Origin of the sequence: Chitinophaga lutea (genome assembly GCF_003813775.1) — a bacterium.
Classification (GTDB): Bacteria; Bacteroidota; Bacteroidia; order Chitinophagales; family Chitinophagaceae; genus Chitinophaga; species Chitinophaga lutea.
The window spans coordinates 799,959-814,583 of sequence record NZ_RPDH01000001.1 but is presented as its reverse complement, the minus strand read 5'-3'; the positions used below and the strand labels follow the sequence as shown (position 1 = coordinate 814,583).

The following is a 14,625-nucleotide window of genomic DNA, read 5'->3' as shown; positions in this document are numbered from 1 at the left end:
GGTGGGGAGCGGCCGGGTTGATTGCAGGGGGCCGAACCGCTGGAGGAGGTGTAATTCCGGAGCTTGCAGGTTGCACCCATCCCGGAGCATGCGGCTGATCGCCTGAACAAATGTGGACGGCTGCGGTCATTATATATTCAATCCCGCGTAAGCAGATACAAAAGCAGCAGGTACGTTTCAGGCGGGAGCCGCAGCCTCAATAACTGGAGGCCGCGCCGTTTCTGGGTTTTCACCGTGTTGATGCTGATGTTCAGCTGCCGGGCAATCTGCTGGTTTTTGAGGCCGTCGATATACCCCATGCGCACGATGCGGCCACATTCCTCCGGCAGGCTCTGCAGCGCCTCGTGCACCGCGGCCAGCACTTCGGTGCGGATGATGGCCTGCATGGCGCCCGCATCTACAGGAGCGGCCGCGGTCTGTTCCTGCACGAACTTCTCCACTACCTTATGATGCCGCAGTACATTGAGACAGGCATGGCGGACGGAGGTATAAAGGAAATTGCGGATGGCGTCGGGGTGAACGGACACTTCGTCCTGGCGGGCGAGGTAGCCGACGAATGCCTCCTGCGCAATGTCGCGCGCCTGTTCGGCATCGCCGGTAAACTGGAAGGCATAGTGGCACAGGCGGGCATAATATTGCCTGAACAGCGTTTCCGCTGTCATAATGTCCAATTTCACCGAACCTTTATGTGGCGCCCCCATGCGTAGTCATTTAGTAAATAGCCCTCCAGGTATAAGGGGAATCGTTGCCCTTTGCAATTTAAATATACATAAAATACGATAACCCCGTAGCGGGCCAGGCGCGGCCATATGCGGATTTTAAGACATGTAATGGAAGAAACGCGCTACCGTGCGCTGATCAGCGGGATAAAGGCCGGTACATTTCACGGCAGCGGTATAAAAAAACGCCTCCCCGCAAAGACGGAGAGGCGTTGTTATTTCAACAGGCAGGATTAATTGATCTTCACGTTGGCCACTACCGGCCGGTGATCGGAGGCATACACCTGTTTACCGGCATGGTATCCGGTAATGGCGTTATAGAATGTGACAGTGAACTTGCCCGTAGGCGCCGTCAGGATGTAATCGATGGTGCGGGTCGGCTTGTCTGACGGAAAGGTGAGCGGGCATTGCTGCAGGCAGCCCAGGTTCATGAAGCTGCGCATCACGCCCATGGTCTGCGATTCCGGCACCGCATTCAGATCTCCGCCCATGATCAGCGGCAGATCGAGCGCGCCGGCGATTTTTTTGAGCTCCTGCGCCTGCAGCAGCCGGCTGTCTTCCTGCTGGAGATGGTCAAGATGGGTGGAGGCGAAGTAAAAATCTTTCCCTTCCTTGTTCACTTTGATCATGGCCACCGACCGGAATTCGCCGCTGATATTGGGCGCCACCGGCAGGGCATAACGCCGGCTTTCCTTGATGGGCAGTTTCGACAGCACCGCATCGCCGTATTCGCCGCCGCCGAGGTCGATGGCTTTGGTGAAATACCATTCCATGCCCGTCAGCGCAGCCAGTTCACGGGCCTGGTGCACGGTGGCGCCGGTGCGCGACGTAAATACGTCCACTTCCTGCAGCGCCACCAGGTCGGGCTTTTCATCGTTGATGATCTTCGCGAGCACGGCAAGGTCGGCCGGAGCGCCGCTGCTGGCCCGCGCACCATAGATGTTGAAGGTCATGACCTTTACCTGCGGCGCGGGTGTGCCGGGATCGGGATTGTTGGGCGCCGGCGTCGATTTTTTCCCGCAGGCAACCGCCATGATGAGCGCTGCGCCGATGATGAGTCTGTTCATGTTCAAATCAGAATACGTTGATTTCCGCAAGATGCGTCAGGTAAATATCGCCCTGGCTGGTGTTGATGGTGAACCTGAAATACCGGGCCTGTTGCGAATAGGCGAGGTAAAAGGTGTTCAGTCTGGTATTCTCCAGCACGAAGTTTTCCTTGTAACTCCAGGTAACACCGTCGGTACTGGTTTCGAGAATAACGTCTTTCGGGTTGCCCGTGGTTTTCACCGCGCCGCTCACCATCCGGCCCGTGAAGGTAAAGCCGTGGATCTTTTTCTCTGCCTGCATGTCGATGGTGACATGATGCGGCGGGCCGGGTTTGGCGGCTTTCCATTCGGTGCTCCAGAAAGTATCGTCGTTGCCGTCGAGCGCGTAGATGGCGCGGCCGTTGGCAAGGCCCTCGCCCGTTTTTTCTTCAGACGAGAAATTGAGCACCTTGAACGCGGCACGGTCATACGCCTGGAAAGGATTGACGGTGTACAGCGCCTTCACGAGGAAAAACGTGGTGCGCAGTTTTTCATTCACCTTCGCATCGGTCTGCACCGTTACCGGCAGCAGGTAACCGCCCACACCGTCGAGTTTATCGAGGTGGAGGGTGATGTTGAACGGCGCGGTGTTCACTTTCCCGGAAGGAATGACGGCGCTGGTCTGTTCCAGTTCGTAACTACCTTCCGGCATCAGCGGATACGTGGTGAAATTTTCGGTGTTGAAGTGGCCTACCAGGGCAGGACTGGTGGAGAACTTTACGGCAATGTCGCCTTTGGGCGCATGCGGCCCGCCGTAGCAGGCGCCGTACACGATCTGCGCGGTAGCCGCATCGCGGTTGAAAGTGAAGCTGGCCGGCGAGCGCGACGCTTGCGGCATGTATACCACCGCCGTACTGTCGGAGATGTGGCTGATGAGGTCTCTGTTTTTTCCGCAGCTGCCCAGCACAAGGGCGGCGCAGCAGAGAGCGGGAATATATTGTTTCATGATGCTGGTCGTTAAAAATGTACAATGCTTACCATCCGGGATTCTGAACGAGGTTCGGGTCCCTGTCCATTTCAGACTGGGGAATGGGATGGAGGTAATAGTTTTTCAGGAACACCCTTCTCTCGAATACCGTACGCTGGTAAAAAACGAGGTCGGTAAGTTTGGTGCCGGCTTCCACGTTCATGCCGTAGAAAGGCCCGCCGTCGGTCTGCTCCGCGATTTTCCAGCGGCGCGTATCGAAATAACGCAGGTTCTCCAGGCAGAGCTCCACCCTTCTTTCGTGGCGGATTTTGGTACGCATGTCCGCCTGTCCCAACCCGGCCGCCACAGCGGGCAAACCGGCGCGGCTGCGGATCTCGTTGAGGTACTGGAGGATTTCCGCATTGCCGGGCGCATATTCGTTCAGCGCTTCGATATAGTTGAGCACGATCTCCGCATATCGCATCATCACGAACGGCCGCGCCACATACTGCGTGATGCGCGGGTTGCTGTTGGGATGGATGTTTTTGCGGGCGATGTAACCGGTGCGCGGGAAATCCCATGAGCCTTTTTTGCCGGTGTTGCCGGTGAAGTACGTCTCGATGATTTTGGTGCCTTCGCTGGTGTTGATCCAGGGGCTGCCGTTGTAACTCACGTTCACGTAAAAGCGCGGCTCGCGGCCCACGTACATGTTGTAAGTGCCTTTCAGCGCATATTTGGTGGCGGCGGCGGAGAAACCTGTTTCCACATAACCGGAGCCCGCTTCTTTGATGCCTTTGCCGTTTTCCATTTCGAACTCATCCACCAGCTGCTGCGTTACGGCTACGGCCGCAAACCCGTTGCAGAGGCGGGGCGAGGTAGACCTTTCCCAGGCGCTGAGCCCGTTGGTGGTGCGGGCGAAGATCACCTCGCTGTTCCAGGGGTCGAGGAATACGTCGCGGGTGGAGAGGTACGGATCGAAGTTACCGGCGGCATCGTTTTTCCGGTATAGCGCCAGGCCGAAACCGGTCATCAGTTCCTTTGCCGCATCGGCAGCACGTTTCCATTTGTTGGCGTCGTACTGCTGGCTGATGAGCTGTTTGCCGTCTTTATTCTTAAACCCGGCGTAATCGGTGTTCCCGTTGAACTGCGGGCTGGCGGCGTAGAGCAGTACCTGGCTTTTTACGGCTTTACAGAATGCCTGCGTTACGCGGCCGTAATCGGTTTCGCTCTGTGCGGTGAAGTGTTTGGGCAGATTCTGCGCGGCGAGGTCAAGCTGCGATACGATGTAATCCACACACTCGTCGTAGCTGCTGCGAGGCAGTTGCATTTCTTCGGCGGAAGGAGCAAGGTCGCCGGCGATGGGCGTGTCGCCCAGCAAGATCACCGGGCCGTACTGGCGCAGCAGGCAGAAGTAATAATACGCGCGCAGGGCACGGGCTTCGGCTTTGTATTGCTCGATCAGCGCAGCGCCGTTGGGCAGCTGTTTTATTTCGGTGTTTTCACCGATGCGCGACATGAAATAGGTAGCCGAGCGGATGCCCTGGTAGTACTTGGGCCAGTAGTTGAAATAGTTGGAGGCCGCGTTCCAGTTGCCAAGGTTGGCGGGATAGGAGTCGTAGCCGGAACCGGGCCGGTCGTAGGTGATGTCCGCGTCGTCAGACATGCCTTCCCAGGGAGAGGTGTTCCGGTAGGAGTCGTTCGGCAGCGTATTATAAATGTTGGCCAGGTATTCTTCGGAGTATTTCCTGCGCTGGAAAACCTGGTCGATGGTAATGCGGTCGTCCGGCACCTGGTTCAGGAAGTCCTTGTTGCAGGCCGGCGAGAGCGACACGGCGGCCATAAAGAGCAGGGTGAAATGTTTTATATTCATCAGCAACTGATTAAAGATCGTAATGATTAAAAGTTGACAGCGATGCCCGCGGTGTATGAACGGGTGCTGGAATAAGCGGCGCCGCGGCCGTTGCCTACTTCCACGTCCCATAATTTAAAGGGAGAGAAGGTGAGCAGGTTGACGCCCTGTAAGAAGATGTTGGCGGATTTCAGGCGGAGCCTCTGCATCCAGGCCGACGGCAGGTTGTAGCTCAGCTGCAGCGTTTTCAGGCGCAGGTAGTTGCTGTTCTTTACCCACCAGGTGCTGGCGGTGTAGTTGTCGTTCAGCGAACCGGCCATCAGCCTCGGGTAGAACGCGTTCGGATTCGGGTTGGATTCCGTCCAGCGGTCGGTAATGTTGTCGAACAGGTTGCCGCGTGCGAGGCCCTGCTGGAAGGGCATGGTGCCTTCGCCGCTGAGCAGCACGTCTACATTCGCCGCGCCCTGGAACAACGCCGATATCGCAAATGCCTTGTATCCAGCGGTAAAACCAAGGCCGTACATGATCTCGGGCACGTCTCCGTAGCCGATGGGCACCTGGTCGTAAGAGTCGATCACGCCGTCGCCATTGATGTCTTTGAACTTGATATCGCCCGCACGCACGTCGCCCGTCTGGCGCGGACTGTTTTCCACTTCCTTGTCGCTTTCAAAGAGGCCCAGGGCGATGTAACCGAAACGCTGGTTCACCTTCTGGCCTTTGCGGTTCAGCCAGGGATATTTCCAGGAAGGGTCGTCGTTTTCGATGGCCTTGTTGCGGTTGAAGCTGAAGTTGCCCATCATGGAGAGCGATACGTCGCCGATGTAACCGTTGTAGTTGAGGGCCACATCGATGCCTTTGTTTTCGATGATGCCCACGTTGCCGTAGGGTGCGTTGATCATGCCGATGTAAGCCGGCAGCGAACGGCGGCGGAGGAAGATGCCGCTGCGGTATTCCCTGAACAGGTCTACCTGGATAGACAGCGCTTCCTTCAGTATCCGGATGTCGAAACCAAGATTGGTCTTGCGTGAAGTTTCCCACTGCACGTCTACCGAATATTCCCCGATTTCCTTACCGGTAAAGGGATTGTTGGGCGTTTTGCCGAATACATAGCTGCCTGTGCTGGCCACTGTGGCGAGGTAAGCGAACCTTCTGCCGTCGATCTGGCTGTTGCCTACCAGGCCGTGGGAGAAGCGGGCCTTGAAGAAGGGGATGATGTTTTTCAGCGGGCGGAAGAACTTTTCTTCAGACAGCACCCAGCCGAGGCCGCCGGAGGGGAAGAAACCGTAGCGCTTGTCCGGATAAAAGTTCTCGGAGCCATTGTACCCGAAGTTCGCTTCCACGAAATATTTGTTGTTGTAGCCGTAGGTGGCGCGGCCGGCCAGGCCCTGGTAGCGGTAGGGCATGGAGGTTTCGAGGTCGCCGGCAAAGGTGTTGATTTTGTCGTTTTTATTATAGAGCAGCATCCCGCTTACGTCGTGTTTGCCGAAGGAGCGGTTGTAGTTGAGCGCCATTTCGGAATAGATGATCCGTTCGCCCGCGTTGGATTTGCCATAGGCCAGGAACTCGGAACCGATGGCCGTCTGTTCGTATTGCAGCTGGCCGTTGACGTCGCGGCCGGTCGCCAGCCAGGTATCCGGTGTTTTGGTGTACCGGTTGCTGGTGTAGTTATAGGCGTCGAAAGAAAACATGCCTGTGACGGACAGCCCTTTGGTGAGGAAAGGCAGCTCCTGCGTGAGGCGCAGGTTCGAAAAGATCTGGCTTCTCCACTGGTTGGCGTAACCTGCCTGCGTGAGGCTGGCCCATGGGTTGGAGAGGCCGCCGCTGCGCACGTCGGCAATTTTACCGTCCGGGTAGCGGGTGGGGATCTGCACCGGCGTCATGAAGTAGGCGTCTTCGAAAATCCCGCTGACGCCCGTATTGGGCAGGTTGATGTTATTGAGGTATCCGCTGATGCCCAGCTTCACGGTGGTGGTGGCCGAGGGCGACAGCGTGATGTTGGACGTTACGTTGTAGCGTTTCTGGAAAATCGAAGAATTGTATTTCGCCAGTTCGTCGATATTATACAGCCCCAGTTCATCGTAAAACCCGAGCCCGATATAATACACCGCTTTTTCCGAGCCGCCGCTGATGTTGGCGTTGGCGTTGCGGAGGCGGCCGTGGCTGTTAAACAGTTCCTTGAACCAGTCTACGTTCGGGTACAGGTAAGGATCGCTGCCGTCGCGGGTTTTCTGGATGGCCTCGTCCGAATACTGCGGAGAGCTCCCGCGGGTGCGCAGCGCTTCGTTGGACATTTCCATGTACGTAGCGCCGTCCGCAAAAGATGGCAGCGTGGTGAAGTTGGTCATCCCTTCCGTATAGCGGAAGTTGTAGCTCGGTTTGCCGGCCTTGCCGGATTTGGTGGTGATCAGGATGACGCCGTTAGCGCCCCGGACGCCGTACACGGCCGTAGCGGCGGCATCTTTCAGTACGGAGAAACTCTCGATGTCTTCCGGGTCGAGGTTGCCGATCTGACGGGGCACCCCGTCTACCAGCGTGAGCGGCGCGCTGAGGCCGCTGGAGAAGGTGGAGATGCCGCGGATGTAGATGTTCGCATCGTTATATCCCAGTTCGCCGCTACGCTGCACGCTCACCATGCCGGCGATGCGGCCGCCGAGCGAGCTGGTGAGGTTGGAAACAGGCTGCTTCAGGTCTTTCGGCGATACGGTGGTTTGCGCGCCCACGAGGCTCACTTTCCGTTGCGCCCCGAAACCTACTACCACCACTTCTTCCAAAGCGGAGGAGGCTTCCTGCATCACCACGTCGATCTTGTCGCGGCCAGACACCGGGATTTCCTGTTTGCGGTAGCTGATCATGCTGAATACCAGCACCGCATCGTCGTCCACCGACATGATGTACCGCCCGTTGATGTCGGTACCCGTGCCCGCGCGGGAATCTTTTACCATGATGGTGACCCCGATCATGGGCGCGCCGGTGGAATCGCGCACGATGCCCGTTATTTCCCTTTTGCCGTTGCTTTGGCCCGCGGAAGATGCTTTGCCCCGGGTGGTGACGGAGATGTTGTTGCCCGTTACTTTGAACTGGAGCCCGGTCTGTTTATCGATTTCGGAGAGCAACCGCGATACGGTGATGCTCCGGTAGGTGAGCGTGTATTTACCCGGCGCCGTTTCCAACGATTTGTCGTACAGGAACCGGAAGGTGGTCTGTTTTTCGATAGCGCGGAAGATGTCGGTAACGCCGGCGTTTTTCACGGAAAGTGAAATCGTGCGGTCTTCCTGGTTTTGCGCCGCCGCCGGCATGGCCAGCGCCAGCAAAGGCATGGCCAGTAGAAGCAGCCGGAGGTGTAGCAGCTTTCTCAGTAAAAATGAATTCATACAATCGGTTTTGAACGTGTTTTTGCGTGGTTATTTTTTGCGGATACGAACCATAGTGCCATCCTGCGAGTACTGCAGGTTGAAGATGAAACAAACGGATTCCAGGGTGCTGGCCAGCGAAGCGTTCACCTGGGTGCCGGATAATACATGAGCGCCGATGCCGGGTGTTTCCAGCACGATGCGCACGCTGTACCAGCGTTCCAGTTCGGCGCTTACTTCCTGCAGCGTTTTGTTGTTCATGTTGATGATGCCCTGCTGCCAGCTGCTCATCTGCGCCGTGTCTGCCCGGAAGCGGTTGAACGCGGTGGCGCCGGTGTTGTACTGCGCCTGGTCGCCCTGCGCCAGCACGATGTTGTGGCCATGCTGGTCGGCTACCTTTACTTTACCCGTCAGTACCGCCACCTGCGGTTTTTCGTTGGCATAGGCCTTTACGTCGAAGGAAGTGCCGAGCACCTGCGTGCTCAGTTCCCCGCTGCACACGATGAAGGGGCGCTGCTGGTCGGCCCGTACGTCGAAGAATGCCTGTCCTTCGAGGTGCACGGTCCGGTTTTCGGCCGAGGTGTTGTAGCGGATGCCGGAGCGGGCGTTCAGTGTTACCATGGAACTGTCCGGCAGCATCACTTTTTTGATCTCCCCGTCGTTCGCATAGGCCGTGGCCCATGTTTCCGGCGCCGTCTGCGCCGGCCGGAACACCTGGATAAGGGCGGCCGTGACCACTGCCGCGGCTGCGGCGTAGGGGAGCAGGCGGCGCAGCAACGGCTTTTTGGGCGCTGCCTTGCGGATGAGGCGCTGTTCCAGCTGCGTCGGCAAAGGTTGCGGGGCGGCCTGTTCCCACTCCTGTGACGGCAGCAGCTGTTGCTGGTCGGCTTCTTCCGTGAGGGCGATGAACTGGCGCAGTTCTTCGGCCGTGGCGGTGTTGTGCTGGATCTTTTCGAATAATTCCCGGATACGCGCGGAATGGTCGTGACTCATGTGATAGGAATGTGCTTTCCTATATATACACGGGAAATGGCTGGACTACTTAGTGGAGGGGTAAAATTTTTTTTGGCCCGGGAAGCGGCTGCGGAAGGGGGTATTGGCGGGCGTTGGAGCACGTTACCCGGCGGGCTGTCTTTTTTAAGCTTTCAGGGCCGGGAGTTATTGGTGGAGGAACAGCAGCACCAGCAGCACGTAGCTATCTTTCAGTTCCGTTCTGATCACTTTGAGGCTGCTGTGGATGTGGGCTTCCACCGTGCGTACGGAGATGCCCAGTTTATCGGCGATTTCGCGGTGGGAGAGGCCTTCTTCGCGGCTGAGCCGGAATACGGTGCGCTGTTTGTCGCCCAGTTTGCCCAGCACCTGCTGGTACTGGCGGTAGAGCTCGTTATAGTCGAGTTTGCGGACGATGCTGTCTTCCTGCTGGAGGGCAGCCTCTTCCGGCGCCAGGGCGCTGAGGCGGCGCAGCGCTTTATTGCGCATGAAATTGATGATGTGGTTGCGGGCGATGGTGAAGAGCAGTGCTTCCGCGTTGGCGTCCGGATCGAGCCGGTCGCGGAAGTGCCAGAGTTTGAGAAAGATGTCGAGCAGCAGTTCTTCCGCGTCTTCGTCGTTGCCTGTTTTCTTTTTACAATACCCCAATACTTTCGGGCCCAGGATGCCGAGCAGTTCCCTGAGCGCTTCTTCTTGTCCCTTTTTAAACCGGTGCATCAATGCCGGTGGAATCTGGATGACGCTACTGTCCATGATGACGCAAAATTATAAAGCCAATGTTATCGTAAGGTTACGCTTCGTGCGGCTAGTCTCTTTGGTTGATCTGAAAAATGTGGAATATCCAATGCTCAATATTAGTGAATTAAAAACGAACTTTTACGCGGTAAATTGGCGCTGCTTCGGGTAAGGGGGATAGGAGGAGGTAATTTTGTATTGATATGTTGAGAATTTTTATGTCTGGAAATTTGGCGATTTGAAATAAATATTTCTATATTTGCAGCCCCGAAAGGGGACAACCGGTACGCTGAAAGGCGTGTTGGTGGTGAGGATCGGTAGTTCAGTCGGTTAGAATGCCGCCCTGTCACGGCGGAGGTCGCGGGTTCGAGTCCCGTCCGGTCCGCAGAAATAAAGGTGCTGAGAGATCAGCGCCTTTTTTGTTTGTTTTAACCTGGGATGATATGGCATACTACGTATATATCATGCAGAGCTTGCAGGGGCGGCTCGTACTATAAAGGATTCACCGAAGAACCCCTTAAAAGGTTGACCCGGCACAACAATGGAGAGTCACCCCCGAAAGCCCTTAAGATGACACTTTTACAAGCAGCGACCTTTGTCTTTAAATACCAGATAAACTGACCCGCTATTACATGGATTTAGGTAACGGCAAACACACTGGCCAGGTTTTGTTTTCTGCCATCGGCAAGGTTGAGCAACTAACTTCCAGGAAATCTGCCCCTGTGGCCAAGCTTCCAATAGCAACCAATGAATTTAATGCCCAGATGCAGCCACATAGGAATATATATCGTTTTTTTGAAAATCGTATAATTGCGCCTATTTTTGAGCTGGTGGCGAGTGTAACAGACGACAGTATCAACATATAAAAACAATGCAGGACATACTATTTGACTTTATATCAAAATACGTTTCTCTGACAGATGATGAGAAGAACGCAATACTTTCGTTAGATTTATTCCGCTCTGTTAAGAAAGGGACGACTTTGCTCAAGGAAGGACAAAAATCGAAAGACAGCTACTTTGTTTTAAAAGGTTGTATCCGGACATATTATGTTTTGGATAGCGAAGAAAAAACGACTGCTTTCTATACTGAAATGGAAGCTTTGACCCCGCCTTGTGTAATAAGCAAAACTCCGTCCGAATATTATGTAAGCTGTATAGAAGACACCATACTTACAGTTTCAAATGCTGATATGGAGGCAGAAATAAACGGTAAATTTCCGAAGTTTGAAACCATGTGCAGAATATTATCCGAACAGCTTTTAGCTAAACAACGAATAGATTTTGACGAGTTTAAAACTTCTTCCCCTGAACAACGATACCTGAACTTGATGCAAAAAAGGCCGGACCTTATTCAGCGTGTGCCACAGCATCAATTAGCGAGTTATTTGGGTGTCAAACCCCAGTCTTTAAGCAGGTTAAGAGCAAGGATTGTAGAGAAAAATAAGGGGTAGGATTCATTTCTTAACTTAAGTGAACGAGTTATAGCATCTCGCGAATCTACCTTTGCATATCATTTAACAACCAGTAATATTGATATGCAAAAGAAAATTCTGTTCGTTTGTCTTGTCTTAATGACGATAAGCACGCTCCACCTCAAAGCCCAATATGCCAAACAAGACAGTACTTACAAAAAGTATTTTATTGGGAGTACCTTCCTGATGTTGGGGAATTTTATTCCCAATGACCGAAACCCACCTCATTTTATACAGCTAAATGTTGGATATAGGATAACACCTAAAAATGTTGTTTTCCTGGAATTAAAAAGATCCAGGTTTGCCTACCCATTAGGTATCCCCTGGGGAAAATCATTTGATGCACCGGGAGAAAACTACCCCGGACATGTCCGCCAGAATGTACTTGGAGTCGCGTACAATCGTTTTTGGTGGAAAGGATTATATACGGGTGTTCATGCAATGAATGCTTTTCAAAAATATTATGATGAGGATAACGAAAAGATTGCAAATGGATACACGCTATTTATGACTTACCGTTTGGGTTACCAGGTTAAACTGTTTAAAAACCGTTTCTTCATAGAACCATCTATTGGTCTGACCCATTGGCCTGTAAAAACTAATACACCCCAATCTTTTGAATTAGCGGAAAGTAAATGGCCTGAATTCTTTGGTTTTGAACCCGGGCTTCATTTTGGGTTTAATTTTTAGCATCGAACCCGGATCTCCAAGCAGGTTAAAAGCAAGGATTGTAGCGAAAAATATAGGGTAAGGTTCATTTCTTAACTTAAGTGAACGGGTTATAGCATCTCGCCAATCTACTTTTACAGTATCGTTTAATACTAATTAAAATAGAAATGCAAAAGAAAATTTTATTGATTGGTTTTGTTTTGATGATGACAGGTACGCTCCAACTCAAAGCACAGTATGATAAAACAGACAGCACTTACAAACGGTGGTTCGTTGGCAGCACTATATTTTTATTGGGTAATCTGGCTTCTACCAACCCCCCGGGCTTCGTTCAACTCAATGTAGGCTATCGGATTACAGGAAAAGATGTAATTACAGTAGAACCCAAAACCTGGAAATATGCCTGGCCGAATGGTATTCACCCATTTTTAAACAAATCATACGGTAAGCCGGAAGAAGAATTTCCGGGATATGTTCGTGAGTATGGCGTATCAGTGGCTTACCAGCGATTTTTGTGGAAAGGTTTATATGCCGAACTGAATGTAATGCCTACCTGGCAGACTTTTATGAATGTTGACGGCAAAAAAACCGACAATGGTTTTCAGATTTTCAATACTTACCGTGTTGGTTATCACATCAAACTTTTTAAGGACAGATTTTTTGTTCAGCCATCAATTGCAGTTACCCACCGTGCTTATCACACAAAAATGCCTGATGGATTTAAACAGCTGGATGATAAATGGTCCAAATTCGTCTTCGGAGAACCGGGATTTCATTTCGGGTTTAATTTCTAACTGATAATTTATGCATACACAAAACACACCGCAAAACTCATTGGAAGACATCAAAGTCAGTTTGAAACTCAAGCTTGCAGCGCTGTGGGCGAGTTTTATGTTTCTCTACATCTATGTAGATTATTTCCACCTGTTTATGCCGGGTTCGCTGGAAGATCTGTTAGCAGGCAAGGTATTTGTATTTGACATTTCGCAAGCTTTTCTTTTGATAGTACTCGCTGCTGTGACGATTCCGGCGTTAATGATTTTCCTTTCCGTTGCCCTGCCGGCTAAAGTAAATCGCTGGGCAAATATCATCATTGCCGCGTTGTTCATTCCCTTTACGTTGTTTAATCTGGTGGGAGAGGCCTGGATACACATGGTGTTTGGCGCTGTTGTGGAAGTCGTTCTTCTTTGTCTGATTATCCTTTATGCATGGAAATGGCCCCGTATTGAGATGAAAAACCTATGATCCAGGACGATGCCCCGGTTTCGTATTGGCCATTTTTTTGTTACCTCCCTTAGTGCCAGGTACACGGATACGGCAGTGCCCAAATCCGTGTACCTGGCATAATTGTCCCTCCCCAACCTCCACAATTTTTCAGAGACCCGCTAAAAACTGAAAATATATTTGCGCAACTCGAAAGTTGCATATATATTTGCAACCTGAGGGTTGCTTAATTAATCAACAAGAATGAAACAAGATATATTCCAGGCCATTTCAGACCCCACGCGCAGGGCTATTTTAACGTTAATTGCTATCCAGGCATTAACACCCAATGCTATGGCCGAAAAATTTGATATGACCCGGCAGGCGGTATCAAAGCATATTAAAGTATTGTGCGAGTGCGAATTGATTAAACCTGAGCCGAGCGGCAGGGAGATTTATTATCACCTGAATGCGAAGAAAATGCAGGAGTTTGACCATTGGTTAGCCCAGTTCAGGCAAAAATGGGAAACGCAGTTTAACCAGCTTGACAATTTATTATCAACAATTAAAAAACAGCAATAATGAGCAACGATTTGCTATTTGATTTTAATGTTGACAAAGCGGCAAAAACCGTGGTTATAATCAGGGAATTTAACGCCGGGCTTTCTTTAGTATGGGATGCCTTTACCAAAGCCGAGTTACTGGACCAATGGAGCGCGCCTGCACCTATGCGCGCCAAAACGAAGTATATGAATTTTGAAGTGGGCGGGCGGCGGTTTTACGCGATGATAAGCCCCGACGGGCAGGAGCGTTGGGCGGTGCAGGAATTTACGTCCATCACCCCGAAAACCAATTTCAAGATGTACAACACGTTTGCGGATAAAGACGAAAACCGTGAACTGCCGGGTTCTGAATGGGATTACAATTTCAGCGAACAAAATGGCATCACCAAAGTGCACATTACCATTTTTAATGAATCGTTTGAGCGATTGGAAAAATTACTGGCGGGTTTCAAAATAGGCTTTACCATGACCTTAAAAAACCTGGAAGAGCTGTTAACCACTTTATCACAGAAATAATAAACAGGAAGATCAACAATTTAAAAATAAAAACTATGAGAACAATCAATCCATGGATCAACTTCAACGGGAATGCCGAAGAAGCGTTCACTTTTTACAAATCGGTTTTTGGCGGAGAGTTCAAAAAGATCATCCGTTTTAAAGATCTGGCAAACGATGAGTTTCCGGTAGCGGAAGCTGAGGCAAACAAGTTAATGTACATCGCCTTGCCAATTGGTAAACAAAATGTGCTGATAGCCAACGACGTTCCCGAATTTATGGGCCGGGTCAACGAAAGCGAAAACAGATCTAAAATATCAGTCAGCGCCGAAAGCCGTGAAGAAGCAGACCGGATATTTAACGGCCTGTCGGCAGGCGGAGATGTTGAAGGGCCCATTGGCGAAGGTCCCTGGGGTACATACGCCGGGATGTTCAGAGACAGATATGGTATTGAATGGATTGTGGAATTTGACCCCCAATTATAACGGGCAAATTTAACCGGAGAAAAAAGCGGCCCTTATAGGGTGGCGAGCCCACTGCCATAAAGTTAAGCCAACCATTTGCCCCTAAAGCTTGGCATACTGCG

The 14,625-nt window shown here is 52.1% G+C and carries 15 protein-coding genes and 1 tRNA gene; 9 read left to right on the top strand and 7 right to left on the bottom strand.

What is annotated here, in order from left to right:
* Positions 1–137 precede the first annotated feature (137 nt).
* From EGT74_RS03155 to EGT74_RS03125, 7 genes are all read right to left on the bottom strand, one after another.
* Positions 138–662, bottom strand: a complete 525-nt coding sequence (locus tag EGT74_RS03155) for an RNA polymerase sigma-70 factor (protein ID WP_158617978.1) — start codon at positions 660–662, stop codon at positions 138–140.
* A 290-nt stretch (positions 663–952) separates the two neighbouring features.
* Positions 953–1,786: an endonuclease/exonuclease/phosphatase family protein gene (locus EGT74_RS03150; protein ID WP_123845079.1), complete on the bottom strand. Its 834-nt coding sequence runs from the start codon at positions 1,784–1,786 to the stop codon at positions 953–955.
* A 7-nt stretch (positions 1,787–1,793) separates the two neighbouring features.
* Positions 1,794–2,750 carry a BT_3987 domain-containing protein gene (locus tag EGT74_RS03145; protein ID WP_123845078.1) on the bottom strand — a complete coding sequence of 319 codons (957 nt, stop codon included), beginning with the start codon at positions 2,748–2,750 and terminating at the stop codon, positions 1,794–1,796.
* A gap of 28 nt (positions 2,751–2,778) precedes the next feature.
* Entirely contained in the window at positions 2,779–4,581 is a 1,803-nt protein-coding gene (locus tag EGT74_RS03140) for a RagB/SusD family nutrient uptake outer membrane protein (protein ID WP_123845077.1), read from the bottom strand.
* A gap of 26 nt (positions 4,582–4,607) precedes the next feature.
* Entirely contained in the window at positions 4,608–7,931 is a 3,324-nt protein-coding gene (locus tag EGT74_RS03135; protein ID WP_220392801.1) for a SusC/RagA family TonB-linked outer membrane protein, read from the bottom strand.
* Positions 7,932–7,961: 30 nt separating this feature from the next.
* Positions 7,962–8,903 carry a FecR family protein gene (locus tag EGT74_RS03130; protein ID WP_123845076.1) on the bottom strand — a complete coding sequence of 314 codons (942 nt, stop codon included), beginning with the start codon at positions 8,901–8,903 and terminating at the stop codon, positions 7,962–7,964.
* Between the two features lie 165 nt (positions 8,904–9,068).
* A complete protein-coding gene (locus tag EGT74_RS03125; RefSeq protein WP_123845075.1) occupies positions 9,069–9,653 on the bottom strand; it encodes an RNA polymerase sigma-70 factor in 585 nt (194 codons plus the stop codon).
* Positions 9,654–9,946: 293 nt separating this feature from the next.
* Here EGT74_RS03125 and EGT74_RS03120 point away from each other — a divergent pair.
* The 9 genes from EGT74_RS03120 (at position 9,947) to EGT74_RS03080 (ending at position 14,524) form a co-directional block, all read left to right on the top strand.
* Positions 9,947–10,020: transfer RNA gene (locus tag EGT74_RS03120), tRNA-Asp, on the top strand.
* Between the two features lie 247 nt (positions 10,021–10,267).
* Positions 10,268–10,501, top strand: a complete 234-nt coding sequence (locus EGT74_RS03115) for a hypothetical protein (protein WP_123845074.1) — start codon at positions 10,268–10,270, stop codon at positions 10,499–10,501.
* A gap of 5 nt (positions 10,502–10,506) precedes the next feature.
* The gene (locus tag EGT74_RS03110) at positions 10,507–11,088 is read left to right on the top strand and encodes a Crp/Fnr family transcriptional regulator (RefSeq protein ID WP_123845073.1); all 582 of its coding nucleotides are present in this window, start codon (positions 10,507–10,509) and stop codon (positions 11,086–11,088) included.
* A gap of 84 nt (positions 11,089–11,172) precedes the next feature.
* Positions 11,173–11,799, top strand: coding sequence for a hypothetical protein (locus EGT74_RS03105; RefSeq protein ID WP_123845072.1), 627 nt, complete (start codon positions 11,173–11,175; stop codon positions 11,797–11,799).
* Between the two features lie 146 nt (positions 11,800–11,945).
* A complete protein-coding gene (locus EGT74_RS03100) occupies positions 11,946–12,572 on the top strand; it encodes a hypothetical protein (protein WP_123845071.1) in 627 nt (208 codons plus the stop codon).
* A gap of 10 nt (positions 12,573–12,582) precedes the next feature.
* Positions 12,583–13,023: a DUF6326 family protein gene (locus tag EGT74_RS03095; protein WP_123845070.1), complete on the top strand. Its 441-nt coding sequence runs from the start codon at positions 12,583–12,585 to the stop codon at positions 13,021–13,023.
* A 222-nt stretch (positions 13,024–13,245) separates the two neighbouring features.
* Positions 13,246–13,563 (top strand): ArsR/SmtB family transcription factor, encoded by a 318-nt coding sequence (locus tag EGT74_RS03090; RefSeq protein ID WP_123845069.1) that lies wholly within the window; start codon positions 13,246–13,248, stop codon positions 13,561–13,563.
* Complete coding sequence (locus EGT74_RS03085; RefSeq protein WP_123845068.1) at positions 13,563–14,060, top strand: SRPBCC family protein; 498 nt, start codon at positions 13,563–13,565, stop codon at positions 14,058–14,060. The genes EGT74_RS03090 and EGT74_RS03085 overlap by 1 nt, the downstream gene beginning before the upstream one ends.
* A gap of 35 nt (positions 14,061–14,095) precedes the next feature.
* Complete coding sequence (locus EGT74_RS03080) at positions 14,096–14,524, top strand: VOC family protein (protein WP_123845067.1); 429 nt, start codon at positions 14,096–14,098, stop codon at positions 14,522–14,524.
* Positions 14,525–14,625: the final 101 nt, after the last annotated feature.

Bases quoted from the DNA above. Each gene is read 5' to 3' on its own strand.
- EGT74_RS03100 (WP_123845071.1), top strand. From the start codon at position 11,946: ATGCAAAAGAAAATTTTATTGATTGGTTTTGTTTTGATGATGACAGGT.
- EGT74_RS03135 (WP_220392801.1), bottom strand. From the start codon at position 7,931: ATGAATTCATTTTTACTGAGAAAGCTGCTACACCTCCGGCTGCTTCTA.
- EGT74_RS03085 (WP_123845068.1), top strand. From the start codon at position 13,563: ATGAGCAACGATTTGCTATTTGATTTTAATGTTGACAAAGCGGCAAAA.
- EGT74_RS03105 (WP_123845072.1), top strand. From the start codon at position 11,173: ATGCAAAAGAAAATTCTGTTCGTTTGTCTTGTCTTAATGACGATAAGC.
- EGT74_RS03155 (WP_158617978.1), bottom strand. From the start codon at position 662: ATGACAGCGGAAACGCTGTTCAGGCAATATTATGCCCGCCTGTGCCAC.
- EGT74_RS03115 (WP_123845074.1), top strand. From the start codon at position 10,268: ATGGATTTAGGTAACGGCAAACACACTGGCCAGGTTTTGTTTTCTGCC.
- EGT74_RS03080 (WP_123845067.1), top strand. From the start codon at position 14,096: ATGAGAACAATCAATCCATGGATCAACTTCAACGGGAATGCCGAAGAA.
- EGT74_RS03095 (WP_123845070.1), top strand. From the start codon at position 12,583: ATGCATACACAAAACACACCGCAAAACTCATTGGAAGACATCAAAGTC.
- EGT74_RS03090 (WP_123845069.1), top strand. From the start codon at position 13,246: ATGAAACAAGATATATTCCAGGCCATTTCAGACCCCACGCGCAGGGCT.
- EGT74_RS03145 (WP_123845078.1), bottom strand. From the start codon at position 2,750: ATGAAACAATATATTCCCGCTCTCTGCTGCGCCGCCCTTGTGCTGGGC.
- EGT74_RS03150 (WP_123845079.1), bottom strand. From the start codon at position 1,786: ATGAACAGACTCATCATCGGCGCAGCGCTCATCATGGCGGTTGCCTGC.
- EGT74_RS03110 (WP_123845073.1), top strand. From the start codon at position 10,507: ATGCAGGACATACTATTTGACTTTATATCAAAATACGTTTCTCTGACA.
- EGT74_RS03130 (WP_123845076.1), bottom strand. From the start codon at position 8,903: ATGAGTCACGACCATTCCGCGCGTATCCGGGAATTATTCGAAAAGATC.
- EGT74_RS03125 (WP_123845075.1), bottom strand. From the start codon at position 9,653: ATGGACAGTAGCGTCATCCAGATTCCACCGGCATTGATGCACCGGTTT.
- EGT74_RS03140 (WP_123845077.1), bottom strand. From the start codon at position 4,581: ATGAATATAAAACATTTCACCCTGCTCTTTATGGCCGCCGTGTCGCTC.